Here is a 21199-nt window from a genome sequence, read left to right as displayed (position 1 = left end):
CGAGCCCGCGGACGACCCGCATCATGTCCGCGACCATCGCGGTGTTCCGCGCTCTCCCCGCCTCGGGCCCGGGGCGGGGGCCGGGCGACGCTCAGGCGCGCAGCTGCGCCACGAAGGCCCGGATGAACGGCGGCAGCCCGTCGAGGTCGCGCAGGCACAGGGTCAGGTCGCGCCGCGCCCAGGAATCGGCGAGGGGCACCACCGCCAGGGCGAGGCCCTGGGCGGCGCGGGCGGCGGCGCTCTCGGGAAGGACCGCCAGCCCGACCCGTGCCTCGACGAGCCGGCAGACGGCGTCGAAGTCCCGCAGCTGCACCCGCAGGCGCATCGGCCGCCCCTCCCGCACCGCCTGGGCGACGAGGAACCGGCTGATGGCGCTGCGCCGGTCGAGGCCGACGAGGTCGTGGCCGAGCAGCTCGGCGAACGGGATCGTCCCGCGCGCCGCCAGGGGGTGATCCCGGGCCGCCACCAGCACGAACCGGTCCTCCCGGAACGGGAAGGTCCGCAGCGAGCCGGTATCCACCGTGCCGGACAGGATGCCGAGATCGGCCGCCCCCTCGGCCACCAGCCCGACGATCTCCTCGGAGGTGCGCTCGTCGATTTCGACGCCGATCCCGGGGTGATCGGCCAGGAAGGCCGAGAGCGCGTCTGGCAGGAACTCGGTCAGCGCGTTGGTGTTGGCCAGCACCCGGATCTGGCCGAAGGCGCTCCCCGAGAAGGCCGCCATCTCCTCGCGCAACCGCTCCACCCCGGCCAGGACCTCCCGGGCGTGGACGAGGAGGGCGCGCCCGGCCGGGGTCGGGCTGACGCCCTGCCGGCCCCGGGTCAGCAGCGCCGCGCCGAGGGACTCCTCCATCAGCCGGATCCGCGTCGAGGCGGCCGCCAGGGCGAGGTTCGCCCGCGCGGCCCCGTGGGTGATCGAACCGGCCTCGACCACGTGCCGGAACAGGCCGAGATCGGTGAGATCGAACCGCATCATCGCGCAGGCGCCTCCCGACACGCCATCTGCACCGGCGCGGCCCGGGCAGCCCGGAACCGGCCCTGGACCTGCCCTGCCCTGGCCCGGCTCTGGCCCGGTCGCGCGTCGACGGCCCCGGCCGTCGCCGGGCCACGGTAGCGGCCGGCCGCCCGTCTGTCAGGAATTCCCACCGGCCGCGCCCCGGCGTCGGCCCGAGCCCGAGCCCAAGGGGGCGCTGCAGGAACGGCCGGGCGCGCCGGTCCCGGGCAGAGACGGACCAGTCCCGAGGTATCCGGCACGGTATAGCGCGCGATTTCACCGGTCTATCGACTTAGAAAATCCGGGTCAATTTCGGAACAAACCAAATATGGCCCTCGCAAAAGTCAATAATTCTGCAAATATCAGCAATCCTGTTTCAATTCAGATTTACCGGACGTTAACGCCGCATGTCTCAATGATCATCGAATAGTCTTGCAAGGCTTCGCGACGATGGCTTCTGCGTCAGAACATGGGATCGACCGGCCGTCCCGCGATCGCCTGCGGCGCTCCGGCTCCGATACGCCCGCGAACCGGTCCGGGCACCGCTGATGGACGCGCTCCTCGTCGACGACAGCGCCACCATGCGGATGCGCCTCCGCCGCCTGCTGGAGGCCAAGCCCGACATGTCCGTCACCGATTACGGCGACCCGGTCGCCGCGATGGTCGAGGCGCGGATGCGGGCCTTCGATATCGTCCTGGTCGACTGCCACATGCCCGGCATCGACGGGATCGCCTTCATCCGGCAGATGCGGACCATCCCGCATTACGCGCAGGTGCCGATCGTGATGATCACGAGCGACATCTCGGACGCCGTGCGGCTCGCCGCCCTGGAGGCGGGGGCGACCGATTTCCTCGACAAGTCCATGCAGGGCGTCGAACTCACCGTCCGGTTGCGCAACATGATCCGGCTCGCCCGGGCGGTGCGGCGGCTCGCCGAGCAGGCGGCCTGGCTCGACGGCGCGGTGGAGGCCGCCCTGCGCCACATGCGCGAGCGCGAGGAGGAGATCATCTTCCGCCTGGCGCTGGCGGTCGAGTACCGCGACAACGACACCGGCGATCACACATGGCGGGTGGCCCGCTACAGCCAGATCGTCGCCGAGGGGCTCGGACTGGCGCCGGATGTCTGCCGCAACCTCTATCTCGCGGCGCCCCTGCACGATGTCGGCAAGGTCGGCATCCCGGACGGCGTCCTGCTCAAGCCCGGCCGGCTCGACCGGGACGAGTTCGACCTGATCAAGACGCATCCGGCGATCGGCCGGCGCATCCTGGGCGGGAGCGCCTCCGAACTGATCCGGCTGGCCGCCGAGATCGCCGAGTTTCACCATGAGAAATGGGACGGCGGCGGCTACCCGCACGGGCTCGTCGGCGCCGCGATTCCCCTCTCGGCCCGGATCGTCGCGGTGGCGGACGTGTTCGACGCCCTGACCACCGCGCGGCCCTACAAGGCTGCGCTGCCCTTCGACGCGGCCCTGGACTGCATCCGCGCCGACAGCGGCCGCCACTTCGACCCGGCCTGCGTGGAGGCCTTCTGCGCGCGCTTCCCGGACATCCGCGTCGCCGGCGGGCAGAACCGGGCGGGGATGCGGCCGAATGCGGGGCCGGTCACCGAACCCTGGGCGCGGGTGCCGACCCTGCTCCGCGAGGTCGCCGCCCCGTCGCCGGCCCCGGCGGGATGGCGCGTCAGCAGCCCCGAGGCGCTCCTGACGCCATCGGTGAACCCGGGCTCGTCTGCGCCGTTGATCGCGGACTCGCACGGATCACGGACGGAGCCGCACCATGACCACGACCTGGAAGACGCTGCCGGAGATCGCCCTGGCCCGCCGGATCTCCCTGGACGCGGCCCGGCGCCTGGTCGACGGGGCGAAATGCCCCAAGGTGTTCCGCGCGGACGGCACCGTCTACCTCATCTGAGCGCGGGCCGGGCGGATGACGCATCCCCCGGGAGCCCCTAACCTTCCGGCATGCGCATCTTCCACACGCCCGATTCAGGCCGGCACGATCCCGAACGCTACCTGCGGCGCGGCACGCCGATCCCGCATCCCGAGCAGGCCGCCCGCTACGCGATCCTGCGCGACGCGGCCCTGCGGGGCGGCCACGACCTCGGCGAACCGGCCGATCACGGCCTCGACCCGATCCGGGCGGTGCACGATCCGGACTACGTGGCGTTCCTGGCCGAGGCCTGGGCGCGCCGGGGCGAGATCCCCGACATCGGCGACGAGATCCTGACCGGATCCTTCGCCCGGCCGCAGATGCACCGGAGGCCTGCCGGCCTCCTCGGGCGGCTGGGCCTCTACACCGCCGACACCTCGACGCCGATCCGCGCCGGCACCTGGGCGGCGGTCTACGGGTCGGCGCAATGCGCGGTCGCGGCCGCCGACGCGGCCCTCGCGGCGGGGCACGCCTACGCCCTGTGCCGCCCGCCCGGCCACCACGCCTATGCGGAGTCCGCCGGCGGCTTCTGCTTCCTCAACAACAGCGCCATCGCGGCCGAGCGGATGCGCGCCGCCACCGGCGGCCCGGTGGCGATCCTCGACATCGACGTCCATCACGGCAACGGCACGCAGGGGATCTTCTACGCCCGCGCCGACGTGCTGACGGTCTCGGTCCATGCCGACCCGTCCGACTACTTCCCGTTCTTCGCCGGCTACGCCGACGAGACCGGGACCGGGGCGGGGGCGGGGTTCAACCGCAACCTGCCGCTGCCGCCGGGCTCGGGGGACGCGCCCTGGCTCGAGGCCCTGGAGGCGGGTCTCGCGGCTGTCGCCGCGCACCGGCCCCGGGCCCTCGTGGTGGCGCTGGGCCTCGACGCCGCCGCGGACGACCCGATCGGCGCCCTCGCGGTGACCCGGACGGGGTTCGTCGGGGCCGCGGAGCGGATCGCCCGGGCCGGGCTGCCCACGGCCCTGGTGCAGGAGGGCGGCTACCTCTGCGCGGCCCTGCCGGACAACCTCGCGGCCTTTCTCGCGGCCTTCGACGCCGCGCGCTGAGCCCCGCATCGCGTCCGCCCCCGCGGTGCAGGCGTGATGCGATCGTGATCGCCGGGGCGCCGGATCGGCTACCCGGATGTGGTCGACCCGATGCCACAACCGACCTATCAGGGCGGGGCGGGCGCCGCCGACGCGTCCCGGGCGGGAGGAACGGACGATGGGCGCGGGCGAGGTGGGCTTACGCGAGGCGGCCAGCGCTCCGTGGTACGCGGGTCTCACCCGGCGCCACTGGCGGATCCTGTGGGGCAGCTATCTCGGCTGGATCTTCGACGGCTACGAGGCGGTGGCCCTGGTCTACGCCCTGCGTCCGGCGCTGGCCTCGATCCTCACCCCCGAGCAGGCCCAGGCGCCGGCCTCCTACGTGGGGCTCGCCATCGGCATCACGCTGCTCGGCTGGGGGATCGGCGGCCTCATGGGCGGGATCGCGGCCGACTATATCGGCCGCAAGCGCATGATGATGATCTCGATCCTCGGCTACGCGGTCTTCACCGGGCTGACCGCCTTCGCCGGGAGCTTCACGCAGCTCGCGATCCTGCGGTTCATCACGGGGCTCGCCATCGGCTCGGAATGGTCCACCGGCATCGCCCTGGTGGCCGAGACCTGGCCGAACCGGGCGCGGCCGAAGGGCTGCGGCTTCCTGCAATCGGGCTTCGGCGGCGGCGCGGTGCTGGCCGCCATCGTGTGGGCCGTGCTCGCGGCCACCGAGCCCCTGGGCCCGGAATCCTGGCGGATCCTGTTCGCGCTGGGTGCCCTGCCGGCCTTCGTCTGCCTGTACCTGCGGCGGGCGCTGGAGGAATCCGAGCAGTGGATGCAGGCGCTCAAGGCGCAGCGCTGGGCCGCCACCGCGGAGGATGCCGGCCACGCCCCGCGGGCCGCGCAACGCCCCTTCACCCTGGCGGAGATCTTTCGGGAGCCGGAGAGCCGGCGGCGGGTGCTGCTGGCCACCGCCATGTCGTTCGCCACCACGGTGGGCTGGTGGGCGGTCTCGTCCTGGCTGCCGGCCTACACGGAGGGGCTGGCCAAGGCCGCGGGCGAGCCGGCCAACCTCTGGGGCCCGCGCATGGGCATCATCTACAATGTCGGGGCGATCACCGCCTACGTGATCTCGGGCTTCGTGGCCGACGCGATCGGGCGCCGCGCCTTCCTGCTCGTCACCTATGTCGGCTGCATCGTCACGTCGCTCGCCTGCTACCTCTGGACCGGCGGGCTGGTGCCGTTCATGGGGCTCGCCTTCATGAACGGGTTCTTCACCCTGGGCTTCGCCTTCTCGTGGATGGCGATCTACCTCGCGGAGCTGTTCACCCCGGCGGTGCGGGCGACGGCGGCGAGCGTGGTCTTCAACGGCGCGCGGCTGATCGCCTGGATCTTCCCGATCCTCGCCGGGCAGATCGTGACCGCCTTCGGGGGCGTCGCCGCGGCGGCTCTGACCCTGTCGAGCGTCTACGTGATCGGCCTCGTGGTGCCGTGGTTCATGCCGGAGACGCGGGGCCGGCCGCTGCCGGAATAGATCGATCCGCCGGGTCCCGCCCCGCCGGCGGCCGGCGGTCCCGGGCCCGGCCAGACGCAAAGCGGCCCCCGACTCCGGTGGAGCGGGGGCCGGATCCTGCGCAGGCCGCCATGGGCCCGCCCGGCCCAGGGGGCAGGGCGGAGGCCGGTCCTAGTCCTCGTCGTCCTCGTCGTGGTGCCGGCCCTTGAGCTTGGCGAAGACCGAATCGGCATCGAGCCGCTCCTCGCGGCCGCCGTGATCGTCCGCGTGCTCCCGCTCGTCCGCCTCGCGGGCCGTGGAGACCTCCGTCGGCAGCAGCGAGGCGCCGGATTCGGCCGCCACCGCGGCCGGGCGGTCGGCCGCCGCGCGCTGGACCTCGAAGTCGAGGTTGATCTGGGTGGTGAGCCCGAGGGTCACCGGGTCCATCGGCTGGAGCGAGCCCGAGTTCCAGTGGGTGCGCTCGCGGATCTGCTGGATCGTCGACTTGGTGGTGCCCACCAGCCGGATGATCTGCGAATCCTTCAGCTCCGGGTGGTTGCGCAGCAGCCACAGGATGGCGTTCGGCCGGTCCTGGCGGCGGGAGAGGGGGGTGTAGCGCGGGCCCTTGGTGGTGCGCTTCACCTCCGGCAGCTTCACCTTCGAGACGGCCGGCTTCAGCTTGTAGTGCGGCGCCTTCTGGGCCTTCTCGATCTCGTCGCGGGTCAGCTGGCCGGTGGAGACCGGGTCGAGCCCCTTGATGCCGGCCGCGACCTCGCCGTCGGCGATGCCCTTCACCTCCAGCGGGTGCAGCTTGCAGAAATCGGCGATCTGCTCGAAGGCCAGCGAGGTGTTCTCGACCAGCCAGACGGCGGTCGCCTTGGGCATCAGCGGACCCTGGGACATGTCTCTCGTGCTCCGGCCTGGCGGGACGGGGGCCGGGCATCGGGCCGCGGGCTCCGGATGACCGATCCGGATGTCCCGTCTCACGCTGTCGAATGGGGATGAGGCACTATAGGCCCGGGCGGGGAGGGGCGCAATCACGGGTTCGGCGGTTCGGAGAGCCCGCCTGCGGATTCACCGGGGGCCGGGACGACCGGCCGCCCCTCAGCGCGGCCGCACCCCGTCGAGGAACAGCCGCACCGCCGCCTGCCGCCGCCGCTCCTGCGTCTCCGGATCGGTGGCGATGCCGTAGAGGGCCGCCTGGGACGACCGGCCCAGGACGAGGCTGAGGAACAGGTCGGCCGCGATCTCGGGATCCGCCACGGCGATCCGGCCGCGCTGGGCGAAGGCGTCGAGCAGCTGCGCCACGGCGCGCACGCCCCGCAGCCAGCCCTCCTCGTGGGCCAGCCGCGCCAGTTCGGGAAACTGCAGGGCCTGGGCCACGAGGTTGCGCTTGAGCATGGCCGCCCCCGGCGACTGCCCGTGGGCCAGCAGGGTGCGGCTGAGATCCTGCAGGGCGGTCTCGACGTCGTCGCTCCCGCCCTGCGCGGCCTGGGCCTCGGCGGCGGCGGAGAGCGGCGCCAGCCACGCGGCGATCCGCTCGCGCAGGACCGCCTCGAACAGGGCCCGCTTGTCGCGGTAGCGGGCATAGACCGTCGGCTTGCTCATCCCGGCGGCCTCGGCCACCGCGTCGATGGAGGTGGCGTCGAAGCCGCGCTCCAGGAACAGGGTGGTCGCCACGGCGATCAGGTGCGCCTCGCGCCGGACCGCCTCCGCGCGCGTCGGCCGGCCGCCCCGCCGCTGTCCCGCCTCCGCTCCCGCGATCTCCGTGACCGTCACCCGCGATTCTCCTTGCCCGAAGCCGTCCCGCGCATTATCAAAACGATACCGTACCGTTTTGATTCTGGCCAGACCCGATGGACGCACGTCGCAGCGACAGCTTCAAGAGTGCCGACCCGGTCGCGGGTGCCCCGGCGCCCGCCCCGGTCGCCGCCGCGGCCCAGGTCCCGGCCCAGGTCCCGGCCCAGACCCAGACCCAGACCCCGGCCCAGGTCCCTGCGCCGGCCTCCGCATCGGCGTCGCGTCGCCGCCGCGCGCGGATCGTGCTGCCCCTCCTCGGAGTTCTCGCGCTGGGCGGCGCCGGAACCTACGGCTGGCACTGGTGGACCGTCGGCCGCTTCCTCGAGGTGACCGACGACGCCTATCTCCAGTCCGACAAGGTGACGGTGGCCCCGCGCATCGCCGGCACCGTCGCGGAGGTGCGGGTCGGCGACAACCAGCCGGTCAAGGCCGGGGACGTCATCGCCCGCCTCGACGACCGGTCCTACCGGGTCCAGCTCAAGCAGGCCGAGGCCGAGGTCGAGAAGGACAAGGCGCAGGTCCTGGGCGTCGCCGCCGCGATCATCCAGCAGCAGGCGCAGGTCGCCTCGTCGCGGGCCGACCTCGCCAATGCCGAGGCCGCGCTGACCTTCGCGCAGCAGGAATACACCCGCTACCAGAACCTGCTGCAGACCGGCTCCGGCACGGTGCAGCGCCAGCAGCAGGCGGATGCCGACCTGCGCCAGCGCCACGCCGCCCGCGACAAGTCCGCCGCCGCGCTCGACGCCGCGCAGAAGCAGATCGACAGCCTGAAGGCCCTGGAGGCCAGCACCCGGGCGAGCCTCGAAGGGGCGCGGGCGAAGGTGGAGGGGGTGAAGCTCGACCTCAGCTACGCCACCATCCTGGCGCCCATCGACGGCGTGGCCGGCGACCGGGCGCTGCGGATCGGGCAGGTGGTCTCCCCCGGCACCGGGCTCCTGACCCTCGTGCCGATGGGCCGCGACATCTACCTCGTGGCGAACTTCAAGGAGACCCAGACCGGGCACATGGTCGAGGGCCAGCGCGTCACCGTCACGGTCGACGCCTTCGGCGACCACGCATTCGAGGGCCGGATCGAGAGCTTCTCCCCGGGCACCGGCTCGCAATTCGCGCTGCTGCCCCCGGAGAACGCCACCGGCAACTTCACCAAGGTGGTGCAGCGCGTGCCCGTGCGCGTCGCCCTCGATCCCGCCGACCCGCTCGTCGGCCGCCTGCGCCCCGGCCTGTCGGTGGAGGCGACGGTCCACACCGCCGACCCGGTGGAGCCGGTGGATCCCGCCCGCCGCAGGCCGAAGCCCGCCCCGGCGCTGGTCAGCGAGGCCCTGCCCCGATGAGCCCCGTGCCGGCCGTGGCCGGGCCCGAGGCGAAGGCGAGCGCCCGGGACTGGCTCGCCGTGTTCGGCGCGATCCTCGGCGCCTTCACGGCGATCCTCGACATCCAGATCACCAACGCCTCGCTCGCCGACATCCAGGGGGCGCTCGGCGCCTCCACCGAGGAGGGGAGCTGGATCTCCACCGCCTACCTGATGGCCGAGATCATCGTGATCCCGCTCACCGGCTGGCTGTCCTCGGTGATCGGCCTGCGCCGCTACCTCGCGGTGAACACCCTGCTGTTCACCGCCTTCTCGCTGGCCTGCGCGCTCTCGACCAGCTTGAGCCAGATGATCCTGTTCCGGGCGGGCCAGGGCTTCACCGGCGGCGTGCTGATCCCCACCGCCATCGTGATCGTGCGCACGCGGCTGCCGAAGAGCCAGCAGGCGGTGGGCATCGCGCTGTTCGGCCTGACGGCGACCTTCGCGCCGGCCATCGGCCCGACGGTGGGCGGCTGGCTCACCGACAACCTGTCCTGGCACTACATCTTCTACCTGAACCTGATCTTCGGGCCGATCGCGGCGGCGATCCAGCTCGGCGCCTTCGAGGCCGCGCCCGCCCGCTGGGGCGAGTTGCTCAAGGGCGACTGGATCGGCATCGGCCTGATGGCGACCGGGCTGCCGGCCCTGACCTTCGTGCTGGAGGAGGGGCAGCGCAAGGACTGGTTCGGCTCGCCCGTGATCGTCGAGGCGAGCTGGCTGGCCGTCGCCGGGATCACCGGCTTCATCGTCCGCGAGCTGACGGCGGCCAAGCCCTTCATCAACCTGCGGGTCCTGGCCAACCGCTCGGTCGGGGGCGCCTGCGTGCTGATGACCGTGCTGGGCGCGGTGTCGTTCGGGTCGATCTACATCATCCCGGTCTATTGCGCGCAGATCCAGGGCTACAATGCCGAGCAGATCGGCACCGTGGTGATGTGGTCGGGCCTGCCGCAGCTGGTCCTGTTCCCGATGATGCCCCTGCTCATGCGCGCCGTCGACGCCCGGCTGCTCGTGGTCACCGGGACGCTGTTCTTCATCGCGAGCTGCTGGATCAATGTCGGCCTGACCCACGATGTCGGCGCCGACCAGCTGATCCTGCCGCAGCTCATGCGGGCCATCGGCCAGCCGCTTTTCACGATCCCGCTCTCGCAGCTCTCCACCGTGGGCCTCGGCCCGCGCGACACCGCCGACGCCTCGGCGCTGTCCAACATGATGCGCAACCTCGGCGGCTCGATCGGCATCGCCCTGCTGTCGACCATGATCGACCGGCGTGAGCACTTCCACTTCTCGGTGCTGGCGGAGGCGATCACCGTCAACGCGACCCGCACCCAGGACCGGCTCGCGGCGCTCGCCGCCGGGATGCACGCCCGCATCGCCGACCCGCTGGCCGCCAAGGGCGCGGCTCTGGGCATGCTGGCGCAACAGGTCCGCCGCGAGGCCACCGTCATGGCCTACGCGGACGGGTTCTGGCTGGTGGGGGTGAGCCTCGTGGCGAGCCTCGCCGTGGTGGCGATCCTCAAGAAGCCCCAGCGCGCCGCCGGGCCGGTGGAGGCGCATTGACGGGCCGATGCGACGCCGGGGGCTACTTCCCCGGCAGGTTGTGGACGATCGGGAAGAACGTGTCCTTCCAGTCCTTGGGCTCGGCCTTGATGGTCTTCATCGCGTAGAAGTGCCGGGCCTGGAGCATGATCCCGTAGGGGGTGGTGGAGAAGTTCGTGCCCGGCTCCTTCATGATCGCGACCAGGGTCTCGGGGGGCGTCTTCTCGTTGGTGGCCGCGACGTAATCCTTGGCGGCCTGGAGCGGGTCCCGGGCGATCGCGGCATTGGCCTCGTCGATCGCAGCCACGATGGCGGCGGCGAGCTTGGGGTTTCGGGTGTACCAGCCGGCCCGGGCGTAGAGGATCGCGTTGCTCACCGGCTCGCCGACGAGTTCGAAGGAGTTCAGCACCGTGTGGATCGCCGGATCCTGCAGCTCGCGCTGCTGGAACGGCGGCAGCGAGAAGTGGCTGTTGATCTCGTTGTGCGGGCTCGCCAGCGCCGCCACCGCGTCGGGATGGCCGAGCTGGACGGTGAGCGGGTCGAGCTTGGTGGCGTTCTCGGGCCCGAAGGCCTTCTTGGCGGCGATCTGGAGCAGCACCGCCTGCGAGGAGACCTTCACGGAGGGCAGGGCGATCTTGTCCTTGCCGGAGAAGTCGCCGAGGGTCTTCACGTCCGGGTTGCGGGTGAGCAGCAGCATCGGCGTGGTGCCGACGCCGCACAGGCCCTTCACGTCGCCCCGCGTCCGGTCGTTGAGCAGCAGCATGTTGGTGGAGCCGCTGTCGACGATGTCGATATTGCCCGAGAGCAGCGCGTCGTTGCCGGCGGCACCGCTCGTCAGGTTGACCCACTCCACCGCGACGTCCCCGAGGCCGGCGGCCTTGGCGTGCTTCTCGATCAGCTTGTGCTGCTCGGCGAGGACGGCGGGCAGGTAGACGAAGCCCGGCTGCCGGCTGATCCGCACCTTGGCGTCGTCGGCCCGGGCGGGGGAGGCGAGCGCCAGCCCGGCCAGCAGGAGGGCCGGTCCTGCCCGCAGGAGCCGGCGGCAGCCCAGCAGCAACGCGCCCGTCCGCGACGTACCCACCATGACGCATCTCCCTGTGACCCCGGCGGATTCGTGTCCGATCCGGATGTGTCGTTGGGCGCGAGTGGACAGGTTCGGGTCGGCGCGCGCAAGGCCCCGCCGCCCCGATCCGCCGATTCCGGCGCGGCAACGTCCCCCGATGCGCGACCGGCGCGGCCGACGATCGGGCAGGCTCCGCACCGCCGGACGCAGCGCCCGCGCCGGGGCCGCCACCGTCGCGGGCACTCAGCCCGCCGAGAAGCCCCGGACCGCCGCCCGCACCAGCGCGTCGATCATCGGCCGCACGTCGTCCACGCCGAGGGGCCCGAGGCTGCCGAGATCGGCGAGATAGGTCATGCCGTGGACGCTGGACCACAGCGCCCGCGCCATCACGGGGATCTCCGCCTCGGCGAGGCGGCCGCCGTCGCGCAGCACCCCCTCCAGGATCCCGAACAGGGCCGCGATGTCGGCCTGCACCGAATCCGGCGCCGCCACGGTGCGGCGCTCGAAGATCGCCGCCCAGGCGGCATGGTGCCCCGCCGCGAAGGCGAGATACGCATCGGCCAGGCACAGGAGCCGCGCCTCCGTCCCCCGCGACGGACAGGCCGCCAGCGCCTCCGTGAGGGCGTCCCGGAGCCGCCGCATGGTGACGGCGTTGGCCTCCAGCCGCAGCACTTCCAGGCTGTCGAACTGCGTGTAGACCGAGCCCACCGCCGTGCCGGCCCGCTCCGCGACGCCGCGGGCGGTCAGCGCCGCCGCGCCGCCCGCGTTCAGGATCGCCACCGCGGCTTCGATCAGGGCCCGGCGATCCGCCGCGCGGTCGCCCGGCTCCTTCCGCGGCCGTCCGCGCACTTTTTTATGAACCTCGTTCATTTTATCCCTTGCGACGCGGCGCGCCGCGTGTTTTACCTATTTCATGAACGACGTTCAATAAATTACGGATGCGATCCGGCCCGTCGTTCTTCGCGAGGTGAACCGTGATGAGGACCCTCTCCTTCCTGATGCGCGGCGTGATCGCCGACAACGCCCAGGCGATCCACGACGCCCATGCCGTGACGATCCTCCGCCAGCAGATCCGGGAGGCCGCCGGAGCCCTGGCGGCCGCCCGGCGGGAACTGGCCGTCGCCCTGGCCTACCACGCCGCCGAGATGCGCGCCCTCGACGCCATCGGGACCCGCATCGACACCCTGTCGGACGGGGCGCGGCGGGCGCTGGCCGACGGCCGCGAGGATCTCGGGACCGGGGCGGCGATCCACATCGCCGCGCTGGAGGACGAGCGGGCCGACCGCCGGGCCGCCGCCGAACGCTTCGCCGCCGAGGTCGAGCGGCTGAAGCGCCTCGTCGCCCAGGGCGGCGAGCGGCTGCGGGATCTCGACCGCGGGCTCCAGACCGCCCGCACCACCGAGGCGCTGCGGCGGGCCGGCCTCGAGGGCCGCCGGGTCACGACCCTGTCGGCGGGGGCCCTCGGGGAGGCCGAGCGGACGCTGGCGCGCCTGCGCGAGCGGCAGGCGGCCGAGGCGGACGTCGCCGCCGCGCTGACCGAGCTCGAGGCCGATCTCGAGGCCGGGACCGCGGGCGGGATCGAGGCCGATCTCGAGGCGGCGGGCTACGGCCGCCCCCGCACGGACCCGCGGGCGGTGCTGGACCGCCTCAGGGCCGGGGCCTGACCGGCGCCGCACGAACCCCCGTCCGATCCTTCCTCAGGAGACCGCACCATGACACCGCAGATGCCCCATACCGGCGCCTGGAAGACCTTCACGCTGGTCAGCTTCGCCGCCGCCGCCGCCATGCTGACGATCGGCATCTTCTTCCTGCCCGCGGATATCTGGATCAAGGGCTACCTCGCCATGGCGTCGCTGTTCCTCACGGGCACGACCTTCACCCTGGCCAAGACCCTGCGCGACGAGCACGAGGCGAAACGGCTGATCAACAAGATCGAGGACGCCGCCACCGAGCGCGTCCTGCGGGAGGCGGTGCCGGGCCGGCTCTGAGCCGATCCCCGAGGTCGGCGCCGCTCAGTCCGCAGCCTCCAGGAACGCGGCGACCACCCGGGAGAATTCCGGGGTCCGCAGGTAGCCGTAGGATTTGTGCCGGTTCTCGGCGCCGTCCGGCCTCCGGTAGGCGTTGATCACCGGCACGTCCCGCACCCGCACGCCGGCGGCATTCGGCGCGTAGAGGGCCGCGAGGTCGTCGCCCACCGTGGCGATGTCCTGGCGGTCCATCAGGTTGGTCCAGGCGGTGAGCGCCGCCGGCACCCGGAGGTCGCCGTGCGCGTCGGCGAGCTTCAGCTTCAGCTCGGCGAGGCCGAGAGGGGCGCCGAGGGTAACCAGGGCGCAGCGGGGCATCGGCGTCCCCTCCGCTTCGGCGGCGCGCAGAACGTCGTAGGCGATCAGGCCGCCCATCGAGTGCGCGGCGATCAGCACGGTATCCGCCGCGGCCGCCGCCAGGACGTCGCGCAGGCGCGCCCGCGCCGCCGCCCGGAAGGCCGCGTCCTCGTGGTAGCCCCAGAGATCGTCGAGACGGTATTCCAGGATCAGGTCGTCCACCGGCGTCAGCCCGGCGGCCTCCTGCAGGTGCGACAGGCCGCGATAGATCCGGTCGGTGAGGGTCGGCTCGGCGCGGTCGGGCTCCCCCGCGGGGGAGGGGAACGGCCCGAGGCCGTGATCGGGGCGGTAGGGCTCGCGGTTGCGGTCGCCCGCGAGCGGCTGCGGGTAGCGCAGGTCCGCCCAGTAGACGAAGGTGAAGGGCAGGTCGGCCTCCGCCACCCGGAGCCCGCGATTGCGGTCGAGCCCCTCGCGGATCGCGGCGCGCCACCAGGCGGCCTTCTCATCCCGGGGCGGCTTGTTGGCGAGCCCGTGGATGCCGATGATGTGCGCCCGACCCAGTGTCCGCTCCCAGACCGACGCGAATGCCGGCGGCTCAAGATAGGGCCGCCCCGCACGGACGGAACTGCGGCTTAGTTTCCGCGCGCCCGTCGCCCCCGCGCGTCAACCCGTTCGTCGACCCAGTCGTCGACCCAGTCGTCGACCCATTGCCACCCGGCCGCTCCGCCATAGCTGCGCTGCGGGAACCGGATCGGGCCCGGGGCCTTCTCCCACGACAGATGATCCTGCCGCGCTTGCATCCCGGTGCGCGCGGCCAATGACGAGGACGGTGGCCCGATGCGGCGCGCCCACAGCATGGATTTCGGGGCCGAGATGGTCGAGGGCGGCGTCCGCTTCGCCCTCTGGGCACCCACCGCCAAGAGCGTCGCGCTCGTCGTCGACGGCGCCGATCACCCGCTGCCGGAATCCGGCGGCGGCTGGCGCCGCACCGCCCTGCCCGGGGTGAAGCCCGGCGCCCGCTACGGCTTCCGCATCGACGGCGACCTCGTGGTGCCCGATCCCGCCTCCCGCTTCCAGCCGGACGACGTCTCGGGCCTCAGCGAGGTGATCGACCCGCGGGCCTTCGCGTGGTCCGACGCGGACTGGACCGGGCGGCCCTTCGAGGAGGCGGTGATCTACGAGTGCCATGTCGGCACCGCGACGCCGGAGGGCACCTATGCCGGCCTGCAGGCCCGGCTGCCCGACCTCAAGGCGCTCGGCGTCACCGCCATCGAGCTGCTGCCGCTCGCCGACTTCAAGGGCGCGCGCAACTGGGGCTACGACGGCGTCCAGCCCTACGCCCCCGACGGCGCCTATGGCCGCCCGGACGACCTCAAGCGCCTGATCGACGCCGCCCACGGGCTCGGGCTGATGGTCTATCTCGACGCGGTCTACAATCACTTCGGTCCGGCCGGGAACTACCTCCACGCCTACGCCAAGACCTTCTTCACCGAGCGCCACCAGACCCCCTGGGGCGCGGGCATCAACTTCGACGGCAAGGAGAGCGGCGCCACCGTGCGCCAGTTCTTCATCCAGAACGCCCTCTACTGGCTAGAGGAATACCGCTTCGACGGCCTGCGCTTCGACGCCGTCCACGCGATCCTCGACGATTCGCCCCGTCATTTCCTGGCCGAGCTCGGCGAGACGGTCCGGAAGACCTTTCCGGACCGTCAGATCCACCTGATGCTGGAGAACGAGGCCAACCAGGCCCGCTGGCTGGAGCGGGACGCCGCCGGGCGCCCGAAGATGCACGATGCCCAGTGGGCCGACGACCTGCACCATTGCTGGCACGTCCTGCTCACGGGCGAGGACGCCGGCTACTATAAAAGCTTTGCCGACAAACCGGTCGCGCACCTCGCCCGCTGCCTCGCGGAGGGTTTCGCGTATCAGGGCGAACCGTTCGCCACGCTCGACAACCATCCGCGCGGCGAGCCCTCCGGGCACCTGCCGCCCTCGGCCTTCGTGACCTTCCTCCAGAACCACGATCAGGTCGGCAACCGGGCGCTGGGCGAGCGGTTGAACCACCTCGCGGATCCGAAGAAACTCGATCTCGCCCGGGCCGGGCTCCTGCTGGCGCCGCAGATCCCGATGCTCTGGATGGGCGAGGAATGGTCGGCCTCGGCGCCGTTCCTGTTCTTCGTCGACTTCGCGCCGGACGAGGACCTGAACAAGGCGGTCCGCGACGGCCGCCGCCGGGAGTTCAAGAGCTTCGCGGCGTTCGCGGACGACACCTCCAAGATCCCCGACCCGACCGAGCGCGAGACCTTCGCGGCCTCGAAGCTCGACTGGTCCGAGCGGGAGCGCTCGCCCCACCGCGAGGTGCTGGCGGAGACGACGCGCCTCCTGGGGCTGCGCCGCGACGTGGTCGTGACGCTGGCGAAGTCCGGCTATGACGGCGCCGCCGCCACGATGCCGCGCGCGGACGTTGTCGACTGCACGTGGCGCTTCGGCGCCGGCACCCTGCGCTTCGTCGCCAATGTCGGGACCGAGGCCTTCGCGGTCGATCCGGGCGGTGCCCGGCCGGTCTGGACCAACGCCCCCGACGGGGCCGGACGCGATCTCCCGTCCTGGACGGGCGTGTTCCTGACGGAGTCCCACGCGTGAGCCCCCTCGAAAGACTCGCCGACCTCGTCGGCGTCGCCGCCGGCTACACCGACGCCTTCGGCAAGCCCGTCGAGACGCCGCTGGCGGTGCGCCGCGGCCTGCTGGCGGCCCTGGGCTTCGCGGTCCAGGACGAGGCGTCGATCGCCGGGAGCCTCGCCGAGGTCGAGCGCCTGCGCCGCGGCCTGATCCCGCCGCTCCTGCCGGTGGAGGCCCGCCGGGCCGCCCGCGTTCCGGTCCGGCTGCAGGACGGGGCGCCCCACACCCTGGTCTGGCGCCTCGTCGACGAGCGCGGCACCGCCCGGGAGGGACGGGCCAACCCGCAAGGGTCCGATCCCGGCTTCGAGCTGCCGCCGCTGACCCCGGGCTATCACCGCCTCATCGTGCAGGCCGGCCAGAGCCGCACCGAGGCCTGGGTGATCGCCGCGCCGCAGCGCTGCTGGCGCCCGCGCCCCTACACGGATGAGGGGGCCTCCGATTGGGGGCTCGCCGCCCAGCTCTACGGCCTGCGCTCGGCGACCAATATCGGCATCGGCACCTACGCGGATGCCGGCGAGGCCGCCCGCGAGGCGGCCCTGCGCGGGGCGGCGTTCTTAGGGCTCAGCCCGGTCCACGCCCTGTTCGGTTCCGACCGGACCAAGATCTCCCCCTACTCCCCCTCCTCGCGCCTGTTCCTGGAGACGCTGTTCATCGCCCCGCGCAGCCTGCCGGGGCTCGCCGGCTCCCGGGCCGAGGCGCTGCTCGATGCGCGCGCGGACGCGATCACGGCGCTCCGCGAGGCGGCGCTGGTCGACCACCAGGGCGTCCACGACGTGCTCGACCCGGTGCTCCGGGCCCTCTGGGCGGACTCCCCCGCCCGGGCCGGCACGGACGCGGATTTCGCGCGCTTCCGGCAGGCGGGCGGCGAGGATCTCGAATCCCACGCCCTGTTCGAGGCCCTGTCGGAGCATTTCCGGGGGCAGGGCGCGCATTGGCTGGGCGACTGGCCGGACGCGTACCGCCGGGCCGGCACGGAGGCGGTGCGGGCCTTCGCGGCGGAGCATGCCGAGGCGGTCGGCTATCACGCCTGGCTGCAATACCTCGCCGACCGGCAGCTCGAAGAGGCCTCCGCGGCGGCTCTGGGCGCCGGCATGCGGGTCGGGCTGTACCGCGACCTCGCGGTCGGCGCCGACCGGGGCGGCTCCGAGATCTGGTCCCATCCCGAGCGCTTCGCCGACAAGGTGTCGATCGGCGCGCCGCCGGATCTGCTGGCGCCGAAGGGCCAGAACTGGGGCCTGCCGGCCTTCGATCCGCTGGAGATGGAGCGCGACGGGCTCGCCGCCTTCCGGACCCTGGTCCAGGCCAACATGCGCCATGCCGGCGCGATCCGGATCGACCACGCCTTCCAGCTCGCCCGCCTGTTCCTGATCCCGCTGGGCGCGGGCGCCCAGGCCGGGGCCTACGTGGCCATGCCGTTCGAGCCGATGCTGGCGGTGCTGCGGCTGGAGAGCCACCGCAACAAGTGCCTCGTCATCGCGGAGGATCTCGGCACCGCCCCGGAGGGCTTCTCGGACGCGCTGATGCGGGCCGGGGTGCTGAGCTACCGGATCCTCGCCTTCGAGCGGGAAGGCGACGGACGGTTCAAGGCGCCGTCGGCCTATCCGCGCGACGCGCTCACCGCCATCACCACCCACGACCTGCCGACCTTCGTGGGCTGGTGGCGCGGGGTCGACACCGACACCCGCCAGTCGCTCGGCCTCTACGACCAGGAGCGGGCCGAGGGCGAGCGGGCCGAGCGCGTCGTCGAGCGCCGCCGCCTCGCCGAGGCGCTGGCCGGCGAGCAGCTGCTCCCCTCGGCCGAGCCCCCGGATGCCGCGCCCTTCGAGGCCGCCGCCCGCTACCTCGCCCGGGCGCCCTCGATGCTGACCGCCGTGCAGTACGAGGACGTGGTCTCCGAACTCGCCCAGGCCAACGTGCCGGGCTCCACCGAGGGCTACCCGAACTGGCGGCGCAAGCTCGACCGGGACCTCGCGGACATCGCCGCCCCCGGCGGGCCGCTGGCCAAGCTGGCCGCCGCCCTGTCGGCGGAGGCACGGGGACCGCGCTCGGGGGCCGCGCGGCTCGCCGCGCCGCCGCCGCGCTCGACCTACCGGCTGCAGTTCCACAAGGACTTCACCTTCGCGGATGCCGGCCGGATCGTCCCCTACCTGCACCGGCTCGGGATCAGCCACGTCTACGCCTCGCCGCTCCAGACGGCACGGCCCGGCTCGACCCACGGCTACGACATCGTCGACCACGGGGCGATCAACCCGGAACTCGGCGGCGAGGCGGGCTTCGTCCAGCTCGCCGAGACGCTCCACGCCCACGGGATCAAGCTGCTCCTCGACATCGTCCCGAACCACATGGGCGTCGGCGGGTCCGACAACCCGTGGTGGCTCTCGGTGCTCGAATGGGGCTCGCTCTCGCCCTTCGCCGACGCCTTCGACATCGACTGGCAGCGGCTCGGGGCCGGGCGCAACCTCGTGATCCCGTTCCTGGGCGAGCGCTACGGCGAGGCCCTGGAGCAGGGCACCCTGGTGCTCAAATTCGATCCCGAGAAGGGCGCCTTCAGCGTCTGGCACTACGAGCACCAGCTGCCGATCCGGCCGCTGAGCTACCCGACCATCCTCAACCGGGTGATCGCCGCCATCGGGGCGGTGGACGACGACACCACCGCGGAGCTGCTCGCCATCTCCGAGCGCCTGCGGGCCATGGCGATCGACACCGACGAGACCCGCCGCAAAGGCTTCCCCGAGGAGGCCGAGGGGCTGAAGCGCCGGCTCGCCGAGATCCACGGCGTCTCGCCGCTGATCCAGGAGGCCACCGCCAGCACGCTGGCCCTGCTCAACGGCTTCAAGGGCCGCCCGGACAGTTTCGGGCCGCTGCACCGGCTGCTGGAAGCGCAGGCCTACCGGCTCGCCCATTGGCGGGTGGCGTCGAGCGACATCAACTACCGCCGCTTCTTCGACGTGAACTCGCTCGCCGGCCTGCGGGTCGAGCTGTCCGACATCTTCCACCGCTCGCACGAAACCGTGTTCCGGCACATCCGCGAGGGCCGGATCGACGGCTTGCGCATCGACCATATCGACGGGCTGGCCGACCCGCTGGGCTACGCAAGGGCGCTCCAGGCGGCGGTCGGGCCGGGCTTCTACGTGGTCGTGGAGAAAATCCTGGAGCCCGGGGAGCGGCTGCGGCCCTGGCCGGTGGCCGGGACCACGGGCTACGACGTGCTCAACCAGCTCGACGGGATCCTGGTCGACAAGGGGAAGCGCGGCAAGGTCGAGCGCCTCTACACCTGGGCCACGGGCTTCGACGAGCCCTACGGCTTCCAGCTCCGTGCCGCCAAGGCCGAGATCCTGGAGATCAGCTTCGCGAGCGAGCTGGAGGTGCTGACCACCGACCTCAAGGAGGTGGCCGATTCCGATCGGCGGACCCGCGACTTCACCGTCAACGCGCTCCGCCGGGCGCTGATCGAGATCATCGCGCGCTTCCCGACCTACCGGAGCTACCTGCCGCCGGAGCTGGAGGAGGGCGAGGTCGAGCCCGAGGACGTGCGCCTGATCGAGGGCGCCGTCGCCAAGGCCAAGCGCTGGTCGAGCCTGCCGGACCGCTCGGTCCACGACTTCGCCGCCGACGTCCTGCTCGGCCGGATCGAGACCGCAGGGGCGGGCCGGCCGGATCCGCGGGTTGCCTTGCGCTTCCGCCGCCGGTTCCAGCAGCTCACCGGCCCGGTCATGGCCAAGAGCCTGGAGGACACGCTGTTCTACCGCTACGCGTGCCTGCTCGGCCTCAACGAGGTCGGGGGCGATCCGGGCGAGTACGGGATCGACGCGGAGCACTTCCACGACCTCCAGATCGCCCGTGCCCGGGACTGGCCGAGCGCCATGATCACCACGGCGACCCACGACACCAAGCGGGGCGAGGATGCCCGCACGCGGCTGCTCGCCCTCTCGGAGATCCCGGAGGAATGGGCCAAGGCCTGGGACCTGTGGCAGCGCACCGCCGGCCCGCACCTCGCCCGCATCGACGGCGAGCCAGCCCCCGACGCCAACGACCAGTGGATGTTCTTCCAGGCCATTCTGGGCGCCTGGCCGCTGGAGCTGCTGGAGCGGGACGAGGCCGGGGCGATCGAGGATTTCCGGGACCGGCTGATCGCCTACGGCGAGAAGGCCATGCGCGAGGGCAAGCGCCGGTCGAGCTGGGTCAATGTCGACGCGGTCTACGAGGGCGCGGTCAAGAAGCTGTTCACCGCGCTGATCGCCCCGGGCTCGGACTTCCTGGCGCAGCTCCGGCCCTTCGCCAGGCGGCTCGCCCATCTCGGGATGCTGGCGAGCCTCGGCCGGACGGTCCTGAAATGCACCCTGCCGGGCCTGCCCGACACCTACCAGGGCACGGAGATCTGGGACTTCTCCTTCGTCGATCCCGACAACCGCCGCCCGGTGGACTACCCGGCCCTGGGGCGGATGCTGGACCAGGGCGGCGTGCCCGCGGAGCTGCTGGCGCACTGGCCGGACGGGCGGGTCAAGCAGGCGACCCTCGCGGCGCTTCTGGCCGAGCGGGCCGAGCGACCGGACTTCTACGCGAGCGCCGCCTACGAACCCGTCCCGGCCACCGGCGCGCGGGCCGGGCACGTGATCGCCTACCGTCGGACCGATCCCGGCCAGGAGGGCGGCGACCTGTTCGTGGCGGTACCGCGGCTGGTGGCGGGCTTCGTCGGGGAGGCGGTCTGGCCGGGTGAGGCCTTTAATGGGACCCGGGTCGATCTCGGAGCGGGGACCCGCTGGCGCGACCTCGCCTCGGGGCGGATCGTGGCGGGGGAGGGGGCCGACCTCGGCGAACTCCTGCGGGATCTGCCCTACGCGGTCCTGCGGCGGGAGCCGTGAGGGGAGCGGCCGGATCCGCGGATCGTCTTCCCCCCTCCGCGGGGGAGGGGGGGCCGGCATGAAGGCCGCCGCCTTCTCCGGCAGCATCGCGCCCCCGTCGCGGGACTTCGTCCCGCCCCGCCGTCCTTCGGGGACCACCCTTCC

At 72.6% G+C, this 21199-nt stretch carries 14 protein-coding genes and 1 pseudogene; 9 read left to right on the top strand and 6 right to left on the bottom strand.

Annotation, left to right across the window (positions count from 1 at the left end; genetic code table 11):
* Positions 1–91 precede the first annotated feature (91 nt).
* On the bottom strand, positions 92–976 hold the full coding sequence (locus tag GGQ91_RS12915; protein ID WP_081948571.1) for a LysR family transcriptional regulator: 885 nt from the start codon (positions 974–976) through the stop codon (positions 92–94).
* Positions 977–1542: 566 nt separating this feature from the next.
* On the opposite strand from GGQ91_RS12915, the pseudogene GGQ91_RS12910 reads away from it, so the two are divergent.
* The 3 genes and pseudogenes from GGQ91_RS12910 to GGQ91_RS12900 form a co-directional block, all read left to right on the top strand.
* Positions 1543–2643: pseudogene (locus tag GGQ91_RS12910) on the top strand (HD domain-containing phosphohydrolase); the annotation flags it as partial.
* Positions 2644–2955: 312 nt separating this feature from the next.
* Complete coding sequence (locus tag GGQ91_RS12905; RefSeq protein ID WP_182592164.1) at positions 2956–3981, top strand: histone deacetylase family protein; 1026 nt, start codon at positions 2956–2958, stop codon at positions 3979–3981.
* A gap of 157 nt (positions 3982–4138) precedes the next feature.
* Positions 4139–5488, top strand: coding sequence for an MFS transporter (locus GGQ91_RS12900; protein WP_182592163.1), 1350 nt, complete (start codon positions 4139–4141; stop codon positions 5486–5488).
* 150 nt (positions 5489–5638) lie between these two features.
* Here GGQ91_RS12900 and GGQ91_RS12895 read toward each other — a convergent pair whose 3' ends face one another.
* Entirely contained in the window at positions 5639–6349 is a 711-nt protein-coding gene (locus tag GGQ91_RS12895; protein WP_043352024.1) for a DUF1013 domain-containing protein, read from the bottom strand.
* A 201-nt stretch (positions 6350–6550) separates the two neighbouring features.
* Positions 6551–7225: a TetR/AcrR family transcriptional regulator C-terminal domain-containing protein gene (locus GGQ91_RS12890; protein ID WP_182592162.1), complete on the bottom strand. Its 675-nt coding sequence runs from the start codon at positions 7223–7225 to the stop codon at positions 6551–6553.
* 77 nt (positions 7226–7302) lie between these two features.
* Here GGQ91_RS12890 and GGQ91_RS12885 point away from each other — a divergent pair, with 77 nt between their 5' ends.
* Entirely contained in the window at positions 7303–8577 is a 1275-nt protein-coding gene (locus GGQ91_RS12885) for an HlyD family secretion protein (protein ID WP_182592161.1), read from the top strand.
* Positions 8574–10151: a DHA2 family efflux MFS transporter permease subunit gene (locus GGQ91_RS12880; RefSeq protein ID WP_043357661.1), complete on the top strand. Its 1578-nt coding sequence runs from the start codon at positions 8574–8576 to the stop codon at positions 10149–10151. The genes GGQ91_RS12885 and GGQ91_RS12880 overlap by 4 nt, the downstream gene beginning before the upstream one ends.
* Positions 10152–10173: 22 nt before the next feature.
* On the opposite strand, the gene GGQ91_RS12875 is transcribed toward GGQ91_RS12880, so the two are convergent.
* Positions 10174–11214, bottom strand: coding sequence for an ABC transporter substrate-binding protein (locus tag GGQ91_RS12875; protein WP_182592160.1), 1041 nt, complete (start codon positions 11212–11214; stop codon positions 10174–10176).
* Positions 11215–11436: 222 nt separating this feature from the next.
* Positions 11437–12063, bottom strand: a complete 627-nt coding sequence (locus GGQ91_RS12870) for a TetR/AcrR family transcriptional regulator (RefSeq protein ID WP_043756762.1) — start codon at positions 12061–12063, stop codon at positions 11437–11439.
* 107 nt (positions 12064–12170) lie between these two features.
* Here GGQ91_RS12870 and GGQ91_RS12865 point away from each other — a divergent pair, with 107 nt between their 5' ends.
* Together GGQ91_RS12865 and GGQ91_RS12860 are read left to right on the top strand one after the other, a co-directional pair.
* The gene (locus tag GGQ91_RS12865) at positions 12171–12857 is read left to right on the top strand and encodes a PspA/IM30 family protein (protein ID WP_043357652.1); all 687 of its coding nucleotides are present in this window, start codon (positions 12171–12173) and stop codon (positions 12855–12857) included.
* Between the two features lie 48 nt (positions 12858–12905).
* Positions 12906–13181 (top strand): YiaA/YiaB family inner membrane protein, encoded by a 276-nt coding sequence (locus GGQ91_RS12860; protein WP_043357650.1) that lies wholly within the window; start codon positions 12906–12908, stop codon positions 13179–13181.
* 24 nt (positions 13182–13205) lie between these two features.
* On the opposite strand, the gene GGQ91_RS12855 is transcribed toward GGQ91_RS12860, so the two are convergent.
* On the bottom strand, positions 13206–14075 hold the full coding sequence (locus tag GGQ91_RS12855; protein WP_043379845.1) for a lipase family protein: 870 nt from the start codon (positions 14073–14075) through the stop codon (positions 13206–13208).
* 276 nt (positions 14076–14351) lie between these two features.
* Between GGQ91_RS12855 and treZ the strand changes: the two genes are divergently transcribed.
* A complete protein-coding gene (gene treZ / locus GGQ91_RS12850) occupies positions 14352–16157 on the top strand; it encodes a malto-oligosyltrehalose trehalohydrolase (RefSeq protein WP_043761086.1) in 1806 nt (601 codons plus the stop codon).
* A complete protein-coding gene (locus tag GGQ91_RS12845; RefSeq protein ID WP_182592159.1) occupies positions 16154–21055 on the top strand; it encodes a malto-oligosyltrehalose synthase in 4902 nt (1633 codons plus the stop codon). Before treZ ends, GGQ91_RS12845 begins: the two co-directional genes overlap by 4 nt.
* The last annotated feature ends 144 nt before the right edge of the window (positions 21056–21199 follow it).

This window comes from Methylobacterium fujisawaense (assembly GCF_014138435.1).
GTDB classification, from domain to species: domain Bacteria; phylum Pseudomonadota; class Alphaproteobacteria; order Rhizobiales; family Beijerinckiaceae; genus Methylobacterium; species Methylobacterium fujisawaense.
This window is presented reverse-complemented; position numbering and strand designations above follow the sequence as displayed.

Bases quoted from the DNA above. Each gene is read 5' to 3' on its own strand.
- treZ (WP_043761086.1), top strand. From the start codon at position 14,352: ATGCGGCGCGCCCACAGCATGGATTTCGGGGCCGAGATGGTCGAGGGC.
- GGQ91_RS12865 (WP_043357652.1), top strand. From the start codon at position 12,171: ATGAGGACCCTCTCCTTCCTGATGCGCGGCGTGATCGCCGACAACGCC.
- GGQ91_RS12885 (WP_182592161.1), top strand. From the start codon at position 7,303: ATGGACGCACGTCGCAGCGACAGCTTCAAGAGTGCCGACCCGGTCGCG.
- GGQ91_RS12870 (WP_043756762.1), bottom strand. From the start codon at position 12,063: ATGAACGAGGTTCATAAAAAAGTGCGCGGACGGCCGCGGAAGGAGCCG.
- GGQ91_RS12900 (WP_182592163.1), top strand. From the start codon at position 4,139: ATGGGCGCGGGCGAGGTGGGCTTACGCGAGGCGGCCAGCGCTCCGTGG.
- GGQ91_RS12860 (WP_043357650.1), top strand. From the start codon at position 12,906: ATGACACCGCAGATGCCCCATACCGGCGCCTGGAAGACCTTCACGCTG.
- GGQ91_RS12915 (WP_081948571.1), bottom strand. From the start codon at position 976: ATGATGCGGTTCGATCTCACCGATCTCGGCCTGTTCCGGCACGTGGTC.
- GGQ91_RS12880 (WP_043357661.1), top strand. From the start codon at position 8,574: ATGAGCCCCGTGCCGGCCGTGGCCGGGCCCGAGGCGAAGGCGAGCGCC.
- GGQ91_RS12895 (WP_043352024.1), bottom strand. From the start codon at position 6,349: ATGTCCCAGGGTCCGCTGATGCCCAAGGCGACCGCCGTCTGGCTGGTC.
- GGQ91_RS12875 (WP_182592160.1), bottom strand. From the start codon at position 11,214: ATGGTGGGTACGTCGCGGACGGGCGCGTTGCTGCTGGGCTGCCGCCGG.
- GGQ91_RS12905 (WP_182592164.1), top strand. From the start codon at position 2,956: ATGCGCATCTTCCACACGCCCGATTCAGGCCGGCACGATCCCGAACGC.